The organism is Chitinophaga sp. 10T418 (genome assembly GCF_056394125.1).
The window spans coordinates 515,884-536,115 of the sequence record NZ_JBFTHG010000001.1 but is presented as its reverse complement, the minus strand read 5'-3'; the positions used below and the strand labels follow the sequence as shown (position 1 = coordinate 536,115).

Annotated in this window: 16 protein-coding genes; 7 read left to right on the top strand and 9 right to left on the bottom strand. The window is 45.4% G+C overall.

Going from position 1 to position 20,232, the window contains the following annotated elements; genetic code table 11:
- Positions 1 to 12: 12 nt before the first annotated feature.
- On the bottom strand, positions 13 to 3,342 hold the full coding sequence (locus AC1DCV_RS02220; protein ID WP_477021636.1) for a SusC/RagA family TonB-linked outer membrane protein: 3,330 nt from the start codon (positions 3,340 to 3,342) through the stop codon (positions 13 to 15).
- Between the two features lie 17 nt (positions 3,343 to 3,359).
- Complete coding sequence (locus AC1DCV_RS02215; protein ID WP_477021635.1) at positions 3,360 to 4,328, bottom strand: FecR family protein; 969 nt, start codon at positions 4,326 to 4,328, stop codon at positions 3,360 to 3,362.
- A 12-nt stretch (positions 4,329 to 4,340) separates the two neighbouring features.
- Here AC1DCV_RS02215 and AC1DCV_RS02210 point away from each other — a divergent pair, with 12 nt between their 5' ends.
- The 4 genes from AC1DCV_RS02210 (at position 4,341) to AC1DCV_RS02195 (ending at position 7,642) form a co-directional block, all read left to right on the top strand.
- Entirely contained in the window at positions 4,341 to 5,096 is a 756-nt protein-coding gene (locus AC1DCV_RS02210) for an RNA polymerase sigma-70 factor (protein WP_477021634.1), read from the top strand.
- A 254-nt stretch (positions 5,097 to 5,350) separates the two neighbouring features.
- The gene (locus AC1DCV_RS02205; protein WP_477021633.1) at positions 5,351 to 5,977 is read left to right on the top strand and encodes an OmpA family protein; all 627 of its coding nucleotides are present in this window, start codon (positions 5,351 to 5,353) and stop codon (positions 5,975 to 5,977) included.
- A 32-nt stretch (positions 5,978 to 6,009) separates the two neighbouring features.
- Positions 6,010 to 6,483 (top strand): PRC-barrel domain-containing protein, encoded by a 474-nt coding sequence (locus AC1DCV_RS02200; protein WP_477021632.1) that lies wholly within the window; start codon positions 6,010 to 6,012, stop codon positions 6,481 to 6,483.
- A gap of 175 nt (positions 6,484 to 6,658) precedes the next feature.
- On the top strand, positions 6,659 to 7,642 hold the full coding sequence (locus tag AC1DCV_RS02195; RefSeq protein ID WP_477021631.1) for a hypothetical protein: 984 nt from the start codon (positions 6,659 to 6,661) through the stop codon (positions 7,640 to 7,642).
- Positions 7,643 to 7,680: 38 nt separating this feature from the next.
- Here the strand turns inward: AC1DCV_RS02195 and AC1DCV_RS02190 are convergent, their stop codons facing one another.
- On the bottom strand, positions 7,681 to 8,094 hold the full coding sequence (locus tag AC1DCV_RS02190; RefSeq protein ID WP_477021630.1) for a DUF4267 domain-containing protein: 414 nt from the start codon (positions 8,092 to 8,094) through the stop codon (positions 7,681 to 7,683).
- A 63-nt stretch (positions 8,095 to 8,157) separates the two neighbouring features.
- Positions 8,158 to 8,736, bottom strand: coding sequence for a Crp/Fnr family transcriptional regulator (locus tag AC1DCV_RS02185; protein ID WP_477021629.1), 579 nt, complete (start codon positions 8,734 to 8,736; stop codon positions 8,158 to 8,160).
- 180 nt (positions 8,737 to 8,916) lie between these two features.
- Between AC1DCV_RS02185 and AC1DCV_RS02180 the strand changes: the two genes are divergently transcribed.
- Together AC1DCV_RS02180 and AC1DCV_RS02175 are read left to right on the top strand one after the other, a co-directional pair.
- The gene (locus AC1DCV_RS02180) at positions 8,917 to 11,622 is read left to right on the top strand and encodes a sensor histidine kinase (RefSeq protein ID WP_477021628.1); all 2,706 of its coding nucleotides are present in this window, start codon (positions 8,917 to 8,919) and stop codon (positions 11,620 to 11,622) included.
- Positions 11,619 to 12,368 carry a LytR/AlgR family response regulator transcription factor gene (locus AC1DCV_RS02175; RefSeq protein WP_477021627.1) on the top strand — a complete coding sequence of 250 codons (750 nt, stop codon included), beginning with the start codon at positions 11,619 to 11,621 and terminating at the stop codon, positions 12,366 to 12,368. Before AC1DCV_RS02180 ends, AC1DCV_RS02175 begins: the two co-directional genes overlap by 4 nt.
- A gap of 3 nt (positions 12,369 to 12,371) precedes the next feature.
- On the opposite strand, the gene AC1DCV_RS02170 is transcribed toward AC1DCV_RS02175, so the two are convergent.
- Positions 12,372 to 12,818: a hypothetical protein gene (locus AC1DCV_RS02170; protein ID WP_477021626.1), complete on the bottom strand. Its 447-nt coding sequence runs from the start codon at positions 12,816 to 12,818 to the stop codon at positions 12,372 to 12,374.
- 177 nt (positions 12,819 to 12,995) lie between these two features.
- Here AC1DCV_RS02170 and AC1DCV_RS02165 point away from each other — a divergent pair, with 177 nt between their 5' ends.
- Positions 12,996 to 13,268 (top strand): hypothetical protein, encoded by a 273-nt coding sequence (locus AC1DCV_RS02165; protein ID WP_477021625.1) that lies wholly within the window; start codon positions 12,996 to 12,998, stop codon positions 13,266 to 13,268.
- 65 nt (positions 13,269 to 13,333) lie between these two features.
- Here AC1DCV_RS02165 and AC1DCV_RS02160 read toward each other — a convergent pair whose 3' ends face one another.
- Genes AC1DCV_RS02160 through AC1DCV_RS02145 form a run of 4 tightly spaced genes read right to left on the bottom strand, consistent with a single transcriptional unit; the run spans position 13,334 to position 20,197 of the window.
- Positions 13,334 to 14,371 (bottom strand): isoaspartyl peptidase/L-asparaginase family protein, encoded by a 1,038-nt coding sequence (locus AC1DCV_RS02160; protein ID WP_477021624.1) that lies wholly within the window; start codon positions 14,369 to 14,371, stop codon positions 13,334 to 13,336.
- Between the two features lie 22 nt (positions 14,372 to 14,393).
- Entirely contained in the window at positions 14,394 to 15,434 is a 1,041-nt protein-coding gene (locus AC1DCV_RS02155; RefSeq protein WP_477021623.1) for a cyanophycinase, read from the bottom strand.
- The gene (locus AC1DCV_RS02150; RefSeq protein WP_477021622.1) at positions 15,434 to 16,825 is read right to left on the bottom strand and encodes a RagB/SusD family nutrient uptake outer membrane protein; all 1,392 of its coding nucleotides are present in this window, start codon (positions 16,823 to 16,825) and stop codon (positions 15,434 to 15,436) included. Before AC1DCV_RS02150 ends, AC1DCV_RS02155 begins: the two co-directional genes overlap by 1 nt.
- 12 nt (positions 16,826 to 16,837) lie before the next feature.
- Entirely contained in the window at positions 16,838 to 20,197 is a 3,360-nt protein-coding gene (locus AC1DCV_RS02145) for a TonB-dependent receptor (RefSeq protein ID WP_477021621.1), read from the bottom strand.
- Positions 20,198 to 20,232: the final 35 nt, after the last annotated feature.

Here is a 20,232-nt window from a genome sequence, read left to right as displayed (position 1 = left end):
AAGCATTAATCATTAAAAAGTTACACTCAAACCAACGGTATATGTTTTCAGCATCGGATACGACATCCCGTTACCGGCGCCAATACCACCGGCATTGTTATTCAGTTCCGGATCGGATCCTTCAATCACTTCAGGGTCCAGTGTTTTCATGATCTTATACATTGGCGACCATGTCCACAGATTTTGCCCGGTGAAGAAAATGCGCGCATTTTTCATTTTCACTTTTGATAACCATGCCTGTGGCAGATTATAACCAACCGTCAGATTTTTCAAACGGATATACGCTACATTCTGCACATATTTGGCTTGCTGCACGGTGAGCTCTGCATTGGAGTTGAGTGCAGTATATCCTCTGAAACGGGGAAAATAAGCATCGCGGTTGGTTTCAGACCAGCGCTTATCCATGATTTCTTCCGGCATCCAGCTGTAAGGACGGTTGTATTGTCCCCAGAAGAGAGAAGCATCTGTTCCCGGCCACCAGTCGCGTTTTCCAATACCCTGGAAGAAAAAGCTCAGAAAGAAATTATTCCAGTTGGCGCTACCGGTAATACCAAAAGCATAGCGTGGTTCGGTGTTACCAATAATCGCCTTATCTCCCGGATGATCCAAAGTGCCTTGTCCTTCATCTATTTTGCCACTGCCGTCCAGGTCTTTAAAGCGGATATCTCCGGGCATTAATACATTGGCATTAGATACTTTAATGAAAGACTGGTCGACTTTTGAGTTTTTGATTTCATCCTGATTCTGGAAGTATCCATCATTCACAAAACCCCACATATCTCCCACACGCATACCTTCGTAATAAGTATTGATCAGCTTCTTGGGATTATTGAAGCGGGTAATGTAAGACTGGTAATCAGATAATACCACGCCAAAGGAATAACTAAATGGCTTGCTGCCAGCTTTAAACTGATCCGTCCAGTTCACCGATAATTCCCATCCTTTTGTTTGAAGATCAGCATAGTTGCCTTTGGGCACACTGGCGCCAAACACCGCAGGAACAGGCAATCCCGTGGTAAACATATTGGTTGTTTTCCGGGTATACTTATCAAAGCTGACTTTCAGACGGCTTTTCAAAAATGACACATCGATACCGCCGTTCAGTGTGGTGGATTTCTCCCAGGTAAGTCCGTCAGGAATTACGTTGGGTTGCTGCGTATAGTCTGGTATCACGCCGTTGATCGACATCTGCAATTTACTCACCGACATCATTTGCAGGAACTGGTATGGATTAACGTTACCATTTCCCAATGCGCCGTAAGATCCTCTTAATTTTAAGTCGCTGATAGCATTGGGTGATACGTTCCAGAACTTCTCTTTAGACACCCGCCATCCGGCAGAAGCAGAAGGGAAGAAGCCAAACTGCTGCGACTCCGGGAACTTGGAAGAACCATCATAGCGGCCATTGATTTCCAGCAGGTAACGTTCATCGTAGTTATAGTTCAGGCGGAAGAAACCACCCAGCGTGCGCCATTCATAGCCACCACCGGTAAGCGTATAGTTCAGTCCATTCATCAGGGAAAAATCAGGCAAGGTAGTATTAATCATACCGTCATGCTGATAAAACCTGGATTTGTATAAGGTGTTTTCATAGTTATAACCCACCAGGAGCTTAAACGTATTTTTAGATACGCGCTGTTCGTAGTCGGCGTAAAAGTTCATACCGGTATAAGTAGTCCGATCGTTTTCTTCATTCATTTTACTTTCGCCACGCAACAATGTTTGACCGGGCATTTTGCTATAAGGTACCGGTGTATACAAACGTGTTTCTACACTGGACGTATAAGCATACGTAAAGTCACCGTTTACATGTAGCTTATCATGCAGAAACGAGGTGGTAAAGCGGGAAGTATTTCTCAGCAGCAGCTGCGTCTGATCAGAATAGTTATTACCTGTTAAGAAGCTACCAAAAACAATGGCCGCATTTTCAGTCAGCGAGCCGTCGGGATTTTTCAGCATGGCTACCGGGAATGCTTCATCGGAAATCCTTCTCCACACCGGCGTATTGCTGGGGTGATTCAGGATAGGAAAAAAATAAGTGCGTTGGGAGAAATCAAAATTGTTTTCCAGCTTCAACCAGTCAAATGGTCTTACCGCACCTTTTGCGCGGATATTATACATTTTAAATTTGTCCGGGTTATAACGGAAAATACCATTTTGTGACATGTACCTGCCGGAGAGATAATATTCTGATTTTGCATTGCCACCGGAGGCAGACAACGTTTGTTCTGTAGACGGATTTTTATCGGCGTACAATTCCTGGAACCAGTCGGTATTACCGTAGTATACGTAGTTGCCGGTAGTAGGATCGATCGCTGTTTTAGGCAGGGAAGGATCATCGTTGCGGCGTTTCAGTTCATCCAGGTAGTCCAGTGAAAAGGGGAATACGCTGTTAGCTTTGGCCGGGTGTGATTTATAATCGTTCCAGGCATAGTAGGCTTCATCAAAGTTTTTGGCCCATTCGTACCCGTTAGTAACAAATTTCGGTTTGATGGTGCGGTCATTCAGGGAGTAGTTGCTGGAATAAGTCAGCTGCGTATTGTTTTTCGCAGGAGTCTTTGTGGTGATGAGCACCACACCGAAGCTACCGCGGGCGCCGTAGATGGCAGCAGAAGCCGCATCTTTCAGCACCGATACACTTTCAATATCGTTGGGGTTTAATAAATTAGGATCCCCCGGAACGCCATCTATCAGTACCAGGGCGCTGCCACCGGCACCAATAGACGTGGTGCCCCTTACATTATAGGTGGCACCACGGATAGGTTTTCCATCGGTCATACGAATGTTCAGGTTAGGCAGCACTCCCTGTAATCCCCTGGTAGCGCTGGTCATCGGCCTGTTTTCAAATACTTCTTTTCCTACCTGGTCTACTGCACCAGTAAGATTTACTTTCTTTTGTGTGCCGTAGCCCACTACTACTATTTCACTGAGTGCCGAAGAAGATTCCTTCAGTACTACATACAGCGATTGTTCTTTTTGCGGATCCAGGCTGTTTTTAGTGATCGTTTGCGTCATATATCCCACATAAGCGATCGTGAAAACAAAAGGGCCTTGCTGATGGGAATTATCGAAAGTGAAAACACCTCTTGCATCTGTCACGGTAAAGCTTTTAAGGCTATCTGCCCCGCTCTTCAGCTGCACGGAAGCACCTGGAATGGGCTGTCCCTTTTCATCTTCAATTAAACCTTTGATCCATGTTTTCTTTTGTGCCTGTGCAGGCAGCAGGTTGATAAAAGCCATCAGTAACAGCAGGCCGAAAAATTTACAGCCGTACTGAAACGTTGACTGCCGGTTGTTAAGGGGCAAAGCTCCGCCCTTCACTAGCAGGTAGCGATGTGTCATAATGCGCAAATATTTAGTTAGTGATTTTTTTCTATACGGTAACCTGTACGTGTTGATATTATTTTTAAATCGTGCAACATCGACATGCGATGCAGCACCTGTGACAATGAATCGGTGTCCCTGATGACGCCGGAAAAAGCGATGTCATCAAATGAACCGGCATTTCTTGTGATGCTTACATGATATCCCCTGGCTATAGTATCGAGTACACCAGATAACGGCACCTGGTCAAATGTGGCGGTAAAGCCGCGCAGGGAACCAAACGCGATAGCTGGTGTTGTTACTGTTTTATTTACCGGCACCTGCAAGCTGGAAGCATTGGTAGCTGTATTATATACCAACTCTTGCCCAGGCAGCAGATAACGCGTTTGTTCATTGGCTTTCACCATTACCTTACCGGTATGCAGCACTACTTTTACTTCATGATGAATAGTGGCAATCGTAAAAGAAGTACCCAGTGCGGTGGTAGCTACCCCACGACTTAGTACCGTGAATGGCAGCGGTGCATTTTTTGTGACGTTGAAAAATCCTTTCCCTGATAGCAGGATGGTCCTGTTATGCTGCCCGAATGGTGCAGCAAAACGTATGGTGGCGCCTTTGTATAAAACTACCTGTGAGCCATCCGGTAGGTTAATCGTTCTTTGCTGTTGAGTATTATTATTAATAACCGTGCTATCCATTTTTACCTCCACTACACGGGCCATTGTTTTTCGTACAGGCAGCGACGTTGTTTTAAACATCCATAGCGCGCCTGCCGCCAGCAATATTGCTGCGGCCGCTGCCCAGCGAAGATAAATGACATTGTTTTTGGGCTTAATACCTGCCGCAATCACTTTGTACATATCTTTTCTTTCTGCCGCAGTAAAGGCCGGCGCATCATCGCCATATTGTTGTTCATACCAATGATCATATTCTGCCAGCTCTGCATCAGTGGCCGTTCCGTTAAGGTATTTTTCCAGTAAATATTGCAGGCGCGATGGCGTCATTAGTATGCGTGTTTGCTATACTTATCACTTCAACGACTATTTACCCCCACTCTGTTCTTACAAAAAAAGAGGAATTCATGTTTAGTTAACATTGGAAAAGTTGTTTACCATAAATTAACATACAAAGCTTCTCACAGTAAATATCTTTGCGCGCAAAACCACATTCTTATCTACTCCAACAGTCACCATACATGCAACGACTTATGGCAACAGGCCAGAAAGGGCGATACAAAAGCATTTGAGCAGTTGTATGAATCTACTGTGGTGGCACTGAGCAACCAGGCTTTCCGCATATTGAAAGATCGCGAGCAGGTAAAGGATATTATACAGGATATTTTTATCAGTTTATATCTCAGGAGAGATGAAATAGCAGCAGATGTGAATATCAACGGTTATCTGAACAATGCTGTAAAATATAAGGTGTCTAATTTATTACGTAATAAATTACTGCAGGAAAATCATCACCAGGTATTGATCAGACAAGCTTATCAACAGGAAGTAGTACAGCCTGTACAACTGGAACAACATGAATTAAAAAATCAGATCGCGCGTAGTATTAATACATTGCCACAGAAATGCAGAGAAGTTTTTATGCTTAGCTACTACGGTAATATGGGTTACAAAGCAATTGCACAGGAAATGGGCATCTCTGTAAAAACAGTGGAAAAGCACATGAGTAAGGCTTTACAGGTATTACGCAGGGAACTGAGAGCAGAACATCATGTTGGCATGCTGCTCATTGCGATGTCGGTTTATGCAGGTATATAATTTCCGCAATACGTAGGAAAAAGACCATAAACAGGGGCTACCGGGATTCCCCAACCGGGCTCTTTACCACTATACACATGCTGCGATACAATGGCGTTCAAACCCGCTAATCACTTGTGCATCAGGCTTATTAAACCCAACCGCACACCTTGCTGACGGCTTGTTTCCGGCATTGGTATAATGATTGTCTTATATCTAACGAAACTTTTTGGATGAACTCATCCAAAATATACACAAACCCTAATTACATTTATATGGCACACTTAGAAGTTCAACCCAGGAAAAAAAGTTCCATGTGGATATGGTTGATAATAGGATTACTAATCGTTGCCGTAATTCTTTTCTTCCTCATGCGCAGCAATAATAAAGATCAATCTGTGATTGCTACTACCGACACCATTGCAAGTACCAGCAAACCTATAGTGGTAGCCGACCCTGACTGGAACAATGTTAACTTCAATGCTCCGGATACGCAATATGAGGAAGTAACCGGCAAAGGAATTGTAGTAAGAAGTAATGACCAGTATACCATATATAGTCTGGGAGAAAATATTCTTTTCGCCACAGACAAGAGTACACTGGAAGGCGACGCAGACAGCCAGTTAAAACAGATAGCCGCATCTCTTAACAAGCGTTTCCCGCATGCACAGATAGGTGTATATGGACACGCAGATGCAAAAGGCAGCTCCGATCATAATTCACAGCTGGCGGCAGAACGTGCAGCAGCCGTAAAAATCTGGCTTATACAGCATGGAGATGTAGCAGAAAATAAAATTTCTGTGCATTCACTGGGCGAAACAAAACCATTGGCTGATAATAATAACGCAGCAGGCAGACAGCAGAACCGGAGTGTGGAAATAGTGGCCTTCCCTGGTAAGTAATATTGATTTCATCATCACAAAAATTTATTGCCATGTCTATTACTGAAAATAATCGTTTGGAAGAATTAAGCGGCAGCAACTTTGAAATAGTGAAAGGACAACCAGATATCAGACGCTGGGATGTGGAAGACCTGCAGGGACATAAGCTGGGGAGAGTCGAAGATCTGCTGTTTAACCCGCAATCAAGGCGGGTACGTTATCTCGTAATTAACCTCAAAGGCAACAACGTAGGATTAACAGATCGCAAAGTATTGTTTCCAATAGGAATAGCAGTGCTTCATGAAAAAAATGATACGGTATTACTGCCGGAAATATCCTCCACTCATATTACTGCTTTACCATTTTACGAAAAAGGGGTGATCGTTACACCCGAGACCGAACAGGATATCCGGAATGTATTTGTAGTTCCGGGCATCAATAATACCAATAGTGATTTTTACGACCATGAGCAATTTAACCAGGACCGGTTTTATGCACCCAGGTATCCGAAAGATGATCGTGTATAAATACTTGCCTTCATATACATCCGTATGTGTTAACCCACATAAAGCAGCCGCCTCACCTGGAGGCGGCTGTTTTTATTTTAAGGTAGTTTTCCGGTGGCATTGCACTATGCGCCAGTCACTTTTAGTGCAGGCCGGGTCTGAAAAAAGATGTTTATTTGTGGATAAATAGCCTGGAATGAAACCAATACTAACCTGGTGTTTTCTATTACTTCCTTTCTTTTCCAACGGACAGGAATTAGTTAACTACAGAGATACCCTACATAATTTTGCGGTGGGAGTACCCAAGGGATGGACCATCTGGAAAAACAACAAAGCACCTGCCATTAAATTTGTGGCGCAGCGGACTTTCGGCGACAGCAGCCAGAAAGCGCCGGAAAACTTCAATGTGAGCATCCTCGGAGAGCCTGCATCCAATGTAGATAACATTGTAAAAAAACTGCTCAACTACACCAGTCATAACCCTTTCTTTAAACTCCTGGACTCCGGCAGTATCATCAGCAATGGTAAGCGTACCGTATGGCTGGATGAAATACATATGGAGCCAAATTTACCGGATACCTTTTTTGCCACCCTGTTCATCGCCTATAGCGATCAAAAAGCCTACCTGCTGAGCGCTACTACACTATCGGCGTTTTCAGCCGTTTATGCGCCCTTGTTTCACCAGATTGGGAATTCATTACAAACCGGTAGGGCCATGCGAAAAGAACGGCTTAAAATAGCATTTCCCGGCGCCTCAAAATGGAAGCTGATATCCGATACGGAAGTAGATCATTTCGTGACCCGGCAATACTTACCGGATGATGAAACACCTGAAAAGTGGAGTCAGATGATTTACGCCATGACCATGGAAAATGTGAAGATCAACAACATCGACCAGGCCATCAAAAGCTTCACGGATGCGGCCATCCGAAAATCGGCCAAAGCAAAAGTCACCTTGCTGAGTAAAGAGAATCTGCCTGGCCGCCGCCGGGCCCTGTTCAAAATAGAATCACCGGATGATGCAGGTGATCCCTCCCATGAATCCCAGCTATACTATATTGTACAAGGGACAAAGTCTTTTCATGCCGTATTCATAGCTAAGAAGTCCGCGACCTTATCTCCCGACTATATTAAAACCTGGGGAGATATATTCCGTAAAAGCCAGCCGGTAAACGAATAACAACCGGTGTCCACTGATGAACACCGGCTGTCGTTGATTTATGCCGGTAAAGGCAGCTGCTTTGTGCTGACCGGGCGTTCTGAAAAATAGATACCTACTGCAGCCAAAGCTGTTAAAACGATAGCGGTAATATGCGGCATAGCGGTCATCACGTTGCCATGAGTAGCCTGCAGCACCAGGGTCATATCTACAATCGGAATAAAAATACCGGACAGCAATACGATCATCAGCGCCTTCCGCATATTTAACGCAGCCAGCAAAGTGATCACGGTACCTGTAAACAGGTCGCGGATACCTTTTATGTAGTGGAAAGAATAATCTCCGTTTTCATTGAAATGCAGTCCAAATCCAGCCTCTGCCCCTTCCGGTTGTAACAGGAATCTGCAGCCAATAAAAACCAGTGTTAAACCGGATACAATAGTCAGGTACTTAAAGAAATTGAAACGTGTCATATGCGATGATTTTATAACACAAATTTCCGCTTCTGAAAATACAATTTCGTTCACCTGGGTTAACTAATGCTTATTTGCCATCCGGCTCCGGATTCTGCTCAGGGATTGTGGCTTTACACCAATAAAAGAGGCGATCATATATTGTGGAACACGGTGCTGGATATCCTGGAACAACTCAAAGAACTCGTGATAGCGTTCTTCCGGTGTACCGGTATACAAAGAAGTGAGTTGTTTTGACGACTTCACAAAAACGTCTTCTATGATCAGTCTGCCCATACGGTCACCTTCTTTTACTGTATCAAACACTTTTTGCAGGTTCTCCTTAGAAATCGTCCACAATACAGAAGGTTCCAGTGCAATGATGCTTTTAGTAGAGGGCTGCCGGGAAAGAAAGCTTTCGTAGTTACCTACCCATTCATTTTCGCGGGAAAAGTAAAAATGAACATCCTCCCCGTTGTGGGTCATTACATATCCCGCCAGTCCTTTTTCTATAAAGGCCACGTGGCCGGACACTTTTCCTTCCTGCAGGAAGTATTCATTCTTTTTTAAGGTTACCCGGTTGAAAAGCGTTGGTAAAAGCAATTCTTCTTCCTCAGTCAACCGGATCAGGTATTTTATTGAATTGACTAATTGTTGGCTCATATTTATAAAAATAAAACATTTATGGAAGCTATCATCAGCAGCAGCGTTTTTATAAAAGTTATGTGTATACCTATTTCGGTTATATATTCACAGGATATTCAGTCAGCCTTACCATCTGCTAGGTGAATAGAAACCGGGCTTCTGATACAGATAGCTTTGGTACAATAAAATTATTGTATCATGAAAAGAACAGTTTATTTACTATTGCTGTTATGCCTGCCCTACCTGTTGCCGGCGCAGGATAAGCCGGGGTATTTTGCATTGGAACCGGGCGACTGGTTCGATATACAGACAACGTTGGGCACAGAAAATGGCCCTTATGCCAAACAGGAACCATTCATGCTGTTTACCGAACGGTATGTATTGCGGTACCGTCTGCAGCGGCAATTACCCAACGGAAACCAGCAATATAGCATCACCCAGGAAAGGATTATTTTCAATAAACCCCAGCGAGCTGCTAATAGCTGGATGGGATCTGACAGTTATTATCCTGCTTATCAACAGGGGCTGGATAAAAAGCCTCCTAAAGGCACCTTCCAACTGGAAATCAACGCGGCTGGAAAAATTGTGTCGCTGGAAGCAGATAAAAAACAGCCTCCTGTACCAGTGACGCTGGCCGACTATAGCCCACAAACGCGGGTGGGTATATATGCTACCTCCACCTATTCGCCCATGCAAGTGGAAGAGCTCCGGACAATGGTACAGGAAGTGCTGGACCACCGGAGTCCGGAAAATGGCGCACCACTTCGGATTCCGGGAAATACCGGGCCATATTCACACCTGCTCATTGCGGCCTCTTTTCCGGTGAATGGCAATGTATTGGTAAAAGGTATCCTGAAGCAGGCACGCAACCAGGAAGCCTCCATTCAGATAGGCGATAGTACCTTCCATGTTCCGGTAAACGACCGGGGGGAATTCTCCTGCTCCTTGCTGTTAACCAAACCCGAAACAGGTTACTTTTTCACAGAAAAAAATACCACTGCACTCTTTTTAATGCCGGGAGATACACTGATTATTCATGCAGCGGCTGATACTTCCTTACCTATGAGCCTAACCGGTAATGCCGCCTGGAGCTGCAAACTGGCCGACGATATTTCCAGTGTCTTCGACATTAATAACAATGGTCTCAGTAATATGAGCTGGTCTCAAAGATTAACGGAAGTCTTTACAACGCAGGAAACAGCCAGTGCTAAATTCAATACCATACTGAAATCGTATGAAGGAAAGGCGACACCCGTCAGCCTTGACTACTATAAAACCGCCTGGAAATATCGTATTGCGGATGACTGGTTGATTTTCCTTTATACACATAACTTCCAGGTAGATAGCTCCCTCAGGCCATTTCAGCAGATACCGGAAATAATCACCAGTGGCATCGATAATATGCCGGTGCTTATGAACCCCTATCCCGGCAACTACTTCTACAAGTATTATTTCGACTGGTTCCTCATTTATCAAAAAGCACGCATCGGCATATCTGCGGGCGGCGGTATGGAAACATTTTCCTTTTACAGTGATTACTTTGCCCTGCTATCTACGCTAAAAGGCTATCCACTGTATTTTAAGCTGGCCAAAGGGATCCATGAGGAACTGATGAAAAAAAGCTGGACTGCCAACCGGCGGCTGAAGCCTTACTTCGAAGACTTTATCCACAACTGCGATGACAGCAGCTTAACAGTCCCGATCATAAAAGACTGGCAACTGATGGAACGCTGGGCGCCGGGCAACCGCTTACCTTTCTCCAGGCTGCCACTGGCCAATGGCAAAACCTATGAGATAGACACAAAGGCAGGCAAAACTACCTGTGTGATATTTGAAGATGGCGCTTACTATCAGGATACGGTGCTGGTGAGCATTATAAAGGGTCATCCGGAAGTAACATTTGTATTTGCATGGATAAAAGAGTCCTTCTCCAACCTGGAAAGAGCAGATAAGCTCAGCGCGTATCCCAATGTTACCTGTATTGAACTGCAAGATAAGGGCGCTGATAAATATGCGGTATACGGACTAAGCAATAGCAACCAAAGTAACGTGGTTGTACTGGACCAGTGGGGAAGAATAGTGGATGACCACATTCCCACCTCAAATAATGTATGGAAGGAACTGCAGAACGCCATCGAAGCCGCGGCAAAAATGCCCCGCTTCTCCACCACACAACAATCAAATATGATGAACATCATAGGATGGAGCTTCGGCTCCATCCTATTGACAACTTTAGCCGGCATATGGATTTACCGGGTACGCATACGTAACATCAAAGCAGCGGAAGCCATGAAAACCGCCATCCGCGAGCTGGAAGTAAAGGCCATCCGTTCCCAGATGAATCCACACTTTATTTTCAATGCACTTAACTCTATTCAATCGCTGATTAATACTGCTCAATACAAAGCAGCCAATACCTACCTCGTAAAATTTTCGCTGCTATTGAGAAGTGTATTGCATAATGCAGAAAAAAACACCCTGCCACTCATAGATGAACTGAATACGGTTCGTTTATATTGTGAACTGGAACAGCTACGTTTTGACTTTTCCTTTGACATGGATACAGCAGAAGAAATTGCCGCCGACCTGGTAGAAATACCCGGTATGGTATTACAGCCACTGGTGGAAAACGCTATTATACACGGTATTGCCGCTAAAGGGAAAGCCGGATCACTGCATATCAAAACCATAAAAAAGGATGCTACTTTACTGATCTCTGTACACGACAATGGAAACGGGTTTTACCCGGCGGACATTGACAAGGGTACACATAAAAGCATGGGATTAAAACTGGTGCGGGAACGGTTGCAGCTATTCAGCATAGCGGGACAATCCGCTCATCTGCATATTAGTAACGGGAACGGCACTACGGCATTGTTAACTATTCCAATTGAACCTGCATGAAAATAACAAGCATCATTGTTGACGATGAAGATAAGAGCCGGGATAACCTCCGTGTACTGCTGGCAGAATATTGTCCGTCAGTAGAGATAACCGGAGAAGCCAATTCCGCCGCAACTGCATTAAAACTCATTAAGCAACTGGAACCGCAACTCATTTTCCTGGACATTGAAATGCCTGGTGGCTCTGGTTTCCAGTTACTGCAATCCCTTCCGGCCCCCCGAAACTTTGAAGTGATTTTTGTAACGGCCTATGACCATTACGGCATTGCTGCCGTAAAAGCCTGTGCCATTGACTATGTGTTGAAACCTATTGATGCGCTGGAACTATCCGGCGCTGTGGGAAAAGCCATTACACAAATTATTCCGCAGCAGGAAAACAACCGGCTCCGGGAATTAATCGCCAATATAGGCAAGCCTATGGCAGAAAACCGCATCGCCTTCCCCCTGGCAGATAAAATTATTTTTGCTGCACCGGAAGATATTATACGCCTCGAAGCTGCAGGTAACTACACGCATGTATATATCTCCGGACAAAAAAAAATAATTGTGTGCAAAACACTCAAAGAGTATAACGACCTCTTAACCGGCCAGCACTTTATACGCACCCATCAGTCGCACCTGGTTAACAGCCGCAAAATAACTGCCTGGATAAAAACAGAAGGTGGCGCCATTTCCATGGAAGATGGCAGCCAGGTACCTGTTTCCAGGCAGCGAAAAGAAGAAGTACTTAAACTGCTGATGAAATAGCCACTACCTCGCATCGCTGCTGGTATTACAATCACTTTCGGGCTGATGCACTTTTTTGAAATCCTTCTCGTGGATACTGTTTACAAAAAACACCTTCTCTTCCGGCGAAGAAGCCGAGTACTGAATCGTCCATTCTGCGGTCCCTTTTTTCTGATCCACCCACTTAAAAGTGTAGATGGACTCTTTTCCTTTCAGGTGGTAGCCTTCGCCTGCTGTAGTTATATTAACAATAGGGCAGTCATTTACCTCCATGGGCAACACTTCATGAATAGCAGAATCGGTTACCTTCATTTTCCTAAGGTCCAGGGCGCAGGGAACGTATATCACGTATTCGTTGTTAATACGGGTGATCTGTGTCCAGTTGCCGGCATAAGGCTCATCGCGGTGGCTGGCATTACAGGCGGCTAACAATAAACATACCGGGGTTAGTACGGATAATAATCGTCTCATTGGATAGTAGGGTCTTGTTTTTTACAATTGACGGCTCAAAAATATCACTTTTCGCTGTATTCCCTAATGTGATTATAACTGTGTATTTATTTACGCAACGGGGCATTCTTTAAATGCTGACAACCAATACTTTTTGTATGGTGCGATGTTTGGACCCCTTATATAAACCTTCTGATCATGACAACACAACCTAACACACCCGGCCCGCTGCGCGATGATGATCTGCAACCTGATGATATTATTCAGGGTAAACAACAGCCCGTGCCGCCAAAAGGCAACCAGGACGAGCAATCCCGGCAGGGAGCAGACACTTCCGATGAACTACTCGATGAGGAAGATGATGATCTGGAAATAGACGAGTTACTGGAAGAAGAGGACATTACGGATGAGGATATAGACGATGAAAATCCGGAAGAAGATGACTCAGAAAAAGGGCCCCTGAAAGGGTAAAATATTTACGGATGCGAGTACTTGCCAGCCCATTCAGGCGGCATATACCGGCATCCGTAAATCATTTAATTTTTATAAATAGCGATTTCAATTTTGCCATCTTTTGTAACTGCTCCTCTGTACATACCCTCTGTATTAAAAGACATGGTCATGTTACCTTTCTTGTCTAATGCAATAAGGCCGCCATCGCCGCCCATATCACCTACTTTTTTGATAACAGTATTACCAGCCTGCTGTACACTCAGTCCTTTATACTCCATGAGTGCAGATAAATCATATGCTACCACATTACGGATATAATACTCACCCCAACCCGTACACGAAATAGCCGCGGTCTGGTTATTGGCGTATGTGCCGGCGCCAATAATGGGTGAATCGCCGATGCGGCCATATTTTTTATCTGTCATACCTCCGGTAGAAGTGGCTGCAGCGAGGTTTCCCTGTTTGTCCAGCGCTACGGCGCCTACGGTACCAAATTTATAGTCTTTGTTTTTGATGCCCAGCTTCTCCGGATTCGTATAGGCGTTGGATTTAGCTGCGGAAATAGAATCCTCGCGCAACGCTTTTTGCAGATCTCTCCAGCGGGTCTCTGTTCTGAAATAGGAAGGATCCACTATTTCCAGTCCGGCTTCTTTGGCAAATTTTTCTGCGCCGGGGCCTACCATCATCACGTGCTCTGATTTTTCCATCACTGCCCTGGCAGCGCTTACCGGGTTACGTACCGTGGTAACACCTGCTACCGCGCCCGCAGCCCTGGTTTTACCATTCATGATAGCAGCATCCAGTTCGTTGCGGCCTTCATGCGTAAAAACAGCGCCCTTACCGGCATTGAAAAGAGAATCATCTTCCAGCACTCTTACGGTAGCCTCTACCGCATCCAAACTGCTACCACCGGATTGCAGCACCTTGTATCCTGTTTCCAGCGCCTGTTTTAAGGAAGCTTTATAAGCGGCTTCTTTTTCCGGTGTCATATTCTTCTGGAGAATAGTGCCTGCCCCACCATGAATCACCAATACATAGGAAGATTTTTCCTGCGCCATTGCTGGTGAGAAAAGATGCATACCCAGCACCAGGAAAAACAAATAACAAAACCTACCTTTCATATCAACGTTTATTAAGAAGTAATCAAATGGCTTTCTTGTTCAGGTGACCGTTTTCCACCCACCACCAATACCAGGTGCCACCACTGGCTTTGGCCGGATCAAAATCCGCTACAGAGAAACTACCGTTGCCGGAAGCGCTGGCCGGGATTTCATATACCTTCAATGCCTGACCGTTATGGTTCCATTGCAACGGCTGCCCCTTTTCACAAAGTTCTGGTTTTTTCAGGCTATCAGTTAAAATGAAACAGGCTTTGCTTACGCCAAATACTTTGGCCATCCCCTGCTCATCAATACAAACGGCTGTTTTTTCATCCGGTGCAATTCCCCTCGGAAAGATACCATGATCTTTGATGATACGGCTCATAAAAGTAACGTGTCTGCCTTCGCGGCCACGCTTCAGGTAATGCTGATCGCTGATCACATCCTTTAAATACGGAGCATGCAGAAAATCGTTGTTATATAGCTTTACCAGTGAGTCGTACGGATTGGCCAGCACAGAATCCGAAACGGCACTACCGCCTTCACCGCTGTAGTAAAGACCGCTCAGGATAGCACAGCCTGCGCTGGTACCACCTACCGGTACTTTCTTCTCCTGCAGCAGGTAATTAATGGCCGCATTTACTTTGGTATTTCGCCATTGGTTCATGTAGCGCGACTGGTCGCCGCCTGCAATAAACAACATTTCGGCGTTACGGATAATGTTAGCAACGGTATCATTGTTGGCCAGCTCGCGGCTGGTGATATTGAGTGTTTCTACGGAATTCACTTTCCCCAGCGAATCAATGTCGTGGTTGTAGCCACCATTCCCGGAGGCGGTGAGGACTACTACATCGCCACCACCGCTGCGTGCTATCATCCACTGGAAAGCGCCATCCACATTGCCGCCACCGCCAATCAATGCTACGCCGACCTGTACGGGTGTGGTAACATCGGCGGTATCGCCAATGATGCCTATAGATCCCGGACGACCCGGTATGGCAGGGAGTTGTTTTGTATGCTGATTACAGGCGCTAAAACATATAGCCGTTGCTGTTATGAATGGAAGAAGGGTGCTTATTTTCATTAGTAGCCTGGATTTTGTTTCATGTTTTTATTCGCTTTCGTTTCTGCATCAGGAATAGGAAATACATATCCTTTCTGACCGGGTTTCAGGAGTACTGCTCCCAGCGCGTTGATCGCATCTGCCGGCTCCCTGGTAACAGATAAACCGCGTCTTCTCAGGTCAAATAATCGTTGCCCTTCGAAAGCCAGTTCTTTAAAACGTTCGGTGTAAACAGCTGCAATCAATGCATCTTTATCATTGAAGGTTTGCGGCGTATATCCGTTGATACGTGCGGCGCGTAAGTCGTTCAGATCGATAGCGCCATCAGCTACTTTACTTTTCTCTGCCAGCGCCTCTGCTCTGATCAGGTACATTTCACCGGTTCTGAAAAGCTTGATATCTGTGAGTCCAACGTTGCCATCGGGGCCAAAATATTTATTGACGATATACTCCGAAGTACCGGTTCCACGGGTATCATCAAAGAGGATATAAGCGCCGTAGCGGACATCATTAGCCTTATCAAATGTGTTAATTAATTCAAAAGAAGGAGCATAATAAACAACATCTCCATCATAATAAACAGCGCCTATAGGACTGTTCACATTGGCTACCTGCTTCAGTTTCCAGATCACCTCCGATTGTTTGGTATCTGTCCAGATGCCCGGAAAATCGGCAGCACTGGCCAGTGGCAGGGCATTAATCGCTGCCGTGGAGTACGTAATCGCATCATCCCATTTCTTTTCGTACAACGCTACCCTGGCGCGAATGGCAGATACACCGGTCAATGTAATACGGGAGTTATCATTCGCATCAGCAGGAATTAATGTACTGGCCTGTTGCAGGTCTTTTTCTATGGCAGCCATCACAGCACCAAAAGTGTTGCGGGCAGGAAAGCTAACGATGGAAGTATCCATAAACGGTACGCCCATGGCAGCCGGATCGTATGCTTCCGCATAACTCTGTAATAATTGAAAATGGCAATAAGCGCGGAGTGCTAAAGCTTCACCGCGGTACCTGTCTTTCAATGCAATATCATTCCCCTTGGCAGGAACGCGGTTCATAGCTCCCAATACACGGTTCACCCGGTCTATGGTGATATAATATTCCCCAAAAGAACCGGTGATAGTGGTGCTACCCGGGTCTATCTGCCAACGGTAAGAAGCCACGCCCCTACCCAGGTTGTTTTCATTCGGGAGGGTACATTCATCTGTGAGCAGCGATACGCTGTAGATGGTGTTGTATGTTAACTCCGAATAAGCTCCCAGCAGCCCACTGTTCAGGTCGGCCACATTGCGGAAGGTTCTTTCCGGATCAATAATACTGTCGGTAGGTTGCAGGTCCAGTTGCTTGTTGCAGGAAAGAATTAAGAAAGGCAACAGCAACACCAGGTATCTTAAATGACGGATCATCATGAGTTTCTTGTTTTAGAAATTAACATTCAGGCCAAAAGTGTAAGTCCGCGCACTGGGGTAGTCAAACATACCGTCCCCATTACTATTTTCCGGATCAAAACTTTTCCATTTAGTCCAGGTGTACAGATTCTGCGCCTGTGCAAATACCTGGATGCCTTGTACAAACTTTATGTGCCCAAGGATTTCCTTTGGAAAATTGTAGCCAATACTTACATTTCTTAACCGCAGGTAGGAAGCGTCCTGTATATCTTTTGAAGAGTAATTCCTGCCGGCTGTAATTCTTGGCAGGATGGCGTTATCGCCCGGTTTTTTCCAGCGGTCGTACAACATGCGTTTGGATTGATTACTACTGGCGAAAGAAGGATTTTCATTATAGTAATCTTCATTCAGATAGCGCATGCTCTTATCGGCAAACGTAAACAGCGCATTCGCGTAAAATCCTTTCCAGGTGAGGCCGGTATTAAACCCTCCGGTGAACGGTGGTATATAAGTTCCAAATTCGGCTACGCTTAAAGCAGTTTCATTATAATTGGTCGTTTTATTTCCACTACGATCATAGTAAAGCGGATTACCATTGGCAGGATCCACGCCCGCCCATTTAGGAGCATAGTGAGAACCGTATGGCAAGCCCACTCTTACTATCTGCGAAAGTCCCTGTGTGAATTCGTTAGCTGCCCCCAGATCCGTAACTACATTTTTATTATAGGCGAAGTTGACACCTACCGTCCAGCTGAAATCTTTCCGACGGATCACATCTCCCTGGATATCCATTTCTATTCCTCTGTTACGCATAGAACCGGAGTTGAGAGAAATCGTATAAAACCCGGAAGTGATAGACTGTGGCTGATCTACAAACAGGTTATTGGTTACTTTATTGTATACATCACTCACTACACGGATACGATTATTCCATATGCCGAGGTCAAAGCCCACGTTAAATTCTTTGGCGTATTCCCAATCGTAGGCCGGGTTACCAGGTTGATAAGGATAAATGGCCGGGTTGCCACCATACTGATTTGTTTTAAAAGTACGGAAGTAGGAAAAGGGGCCATTGCCTGAAAACGGATTCGCAGAAGTACCATAGCTGGCCCTGAAGCGCAGGTTATTTACAAAATCAACATCCTTCAGGAAGTTTTCACGTTTCACTTCCCAGCCAAGTCCTACGGAATAAAATCCATGCCACCTGTTATTTACCGGCACCGTAGAAGCACCGTCACGGCGGTAGCTGGCGTTCAGGGTATACTTTTCATTGAAGGTATAACGACCTACTGCAATGTAGGAAGCCAATGCGCTTTTTGTTCTGCCGCCACTCAAGGTTGGCGCAAAGGGAGAACCTGGTGTGATAGCTGCCGGTGTAGCAGGGAATCTTCCGTCCAGGTCATACCCGGTATAACCGAAAGCGCGGTAGTTGTTTTTGGTGAATTCAAAATAACCGGATACTTCGAAATCATGCTTATCGGTTACTTTAGCATAGGTTAAGCCGGAAGTGCTGACCAGTGTGAAGTTCCGAGTGGTACCTTCATCGAAACTACCTTTAGCACCATTATCTACTTTATAGCCGGAGTATGAATCCGGGTTTACATACGCCTCAGATGTTGTTTCTCTGAAGTCCAGTCCCAGTCTTGTTTTTGCAATGAGTCCTTTTGCCAGTTCATAGTTCAGGGAAGTACCGATAATACTCTTTATCTGATTTTCCTTGTTGGAAGTATTCAGCATGGCTTCCAGTGCTTTACTGCCTTCGCGTGGATCCAGTGTTGGATATTCATCGCGGTTGTATCGGGTCATCAGGGTGCCATCTTTCGCATAAGGGTATTCATATGGCATAGCGTAGTATACCGCTGCCAGCGTGTTTTCGCCGCTACTGGAGGCTTCATTCCGAATGAAAGACGACTCCGTATAGGCGAGACCGATGTTAATATTCGCCGTTAATCTCCCCACGTTGAAATCCACATTATTTTTCAGGGCGTAACGTTTTAATGCAGATGTTCTGGCAATACCCTGCTGATCAAAGTAATTCACCGAGCTATAAAATCTTACATTATCATTACCTCCGCTGGCGCTCAGTTGTTGTTCCTGGAACTTTCCTGTTTGCAGGAAAATTTTCCTCCAGTTAGTATTCATGTTGCCCAGGCTATCAATAATACGATCTGCTTCCTGTTTCTCTGCGGGCGTTTTAGTAGCATAGTCAGGATTTTTGGGAGAATAATCCCAACCTGGTCCATTACTTTCACCGGTCTCCAATCCCACTTCTTCCTGGAATTGCAGGATCTCTTTCGAATTCATCATCTCATATTTCGGCGTAGTCATATTGGAAAAACCGTATTGCGATTTATAGGAGATCGCTACTTTTCCGGGCTGTCCTTTTTTAGTGGTGATGACGATGACGCCGTTGGAGCCGCGTGATCCGTACAATGCTTTCGCAGAAGCATCTTTTAATACTGTTACGGAGGCAATATCTTCCGGGTTGATGCCCTGAAATACACCGGCTTCTATTGGGATACCATCCATTACATATAATGCGGAAGAGTTACCGTTAATGGTTCCTACGCCTCTTATGGTTACTTTGGCGCTGCTGCCAGGCTGTCCGGAGCCGGCGGCTACTACCATGCCGGGTACACGTCCCTGCAGGATCTGGTCGAAGCTCCCCATGGGTACCTGTGTAATTTTATCCGACCCTACTACGCCGGAGGCGGCGGTAGACTTATCCCTCGCATAATTCGTATAACCGGTAACCGTTACCGCGTTCAGTGTCCTGATATCTTCAATGAGTGTGATATTGATTTCGCGGCGGCTGTTGATCGCTACCTCCTGGCTCACATATCCTATCAGGGAGAACTGCAGCGATGTTACCTTATCTGGTGCCGTTAGTTGATAGGTACCGTCCACATTGGTGAGTGTGCCGGCAGTAGTACCAGTAGCTCTTACAGTAACACCGGGCAGGGGCAGGTTGTCTCTCCCCCTGACGGTACCGGTGATGGTGATATTATCCGCCACCGTTGTAGCAGTGGTGGTTTGGGCGTATACCACTACAAGGCCATCTTCCTTCAGCGTATAGGCGAGATTGGTACCGGAAAATGCCTGTGTGAGCACGGCATCGAGCGTAGCATCTTTTGCGGCCACCGTCACTTTTTTATTTTCCGGTAGGGTCTTATCATGAAACACAAAGCGGTAAGCCGTTTGATGTTCCAGTGTTTTCAGCAATTGTTTAATACTTGTTTCTTTTACCTGCAGGGTAATCGTTTCCTGCGCAAAACAAATAGCCTGCACCTGAAGGCAGGTCAAAAAAAGAAAGATTGTCAATTTCATAGTGAGCAGCAGTTTGCCGGCGGGAACAGGTTTCCCCTTCCATTCCAGGAATACAAGTTTTAACATACCTTTGATGTTGGTTTAGTAAATGATCAATCCCG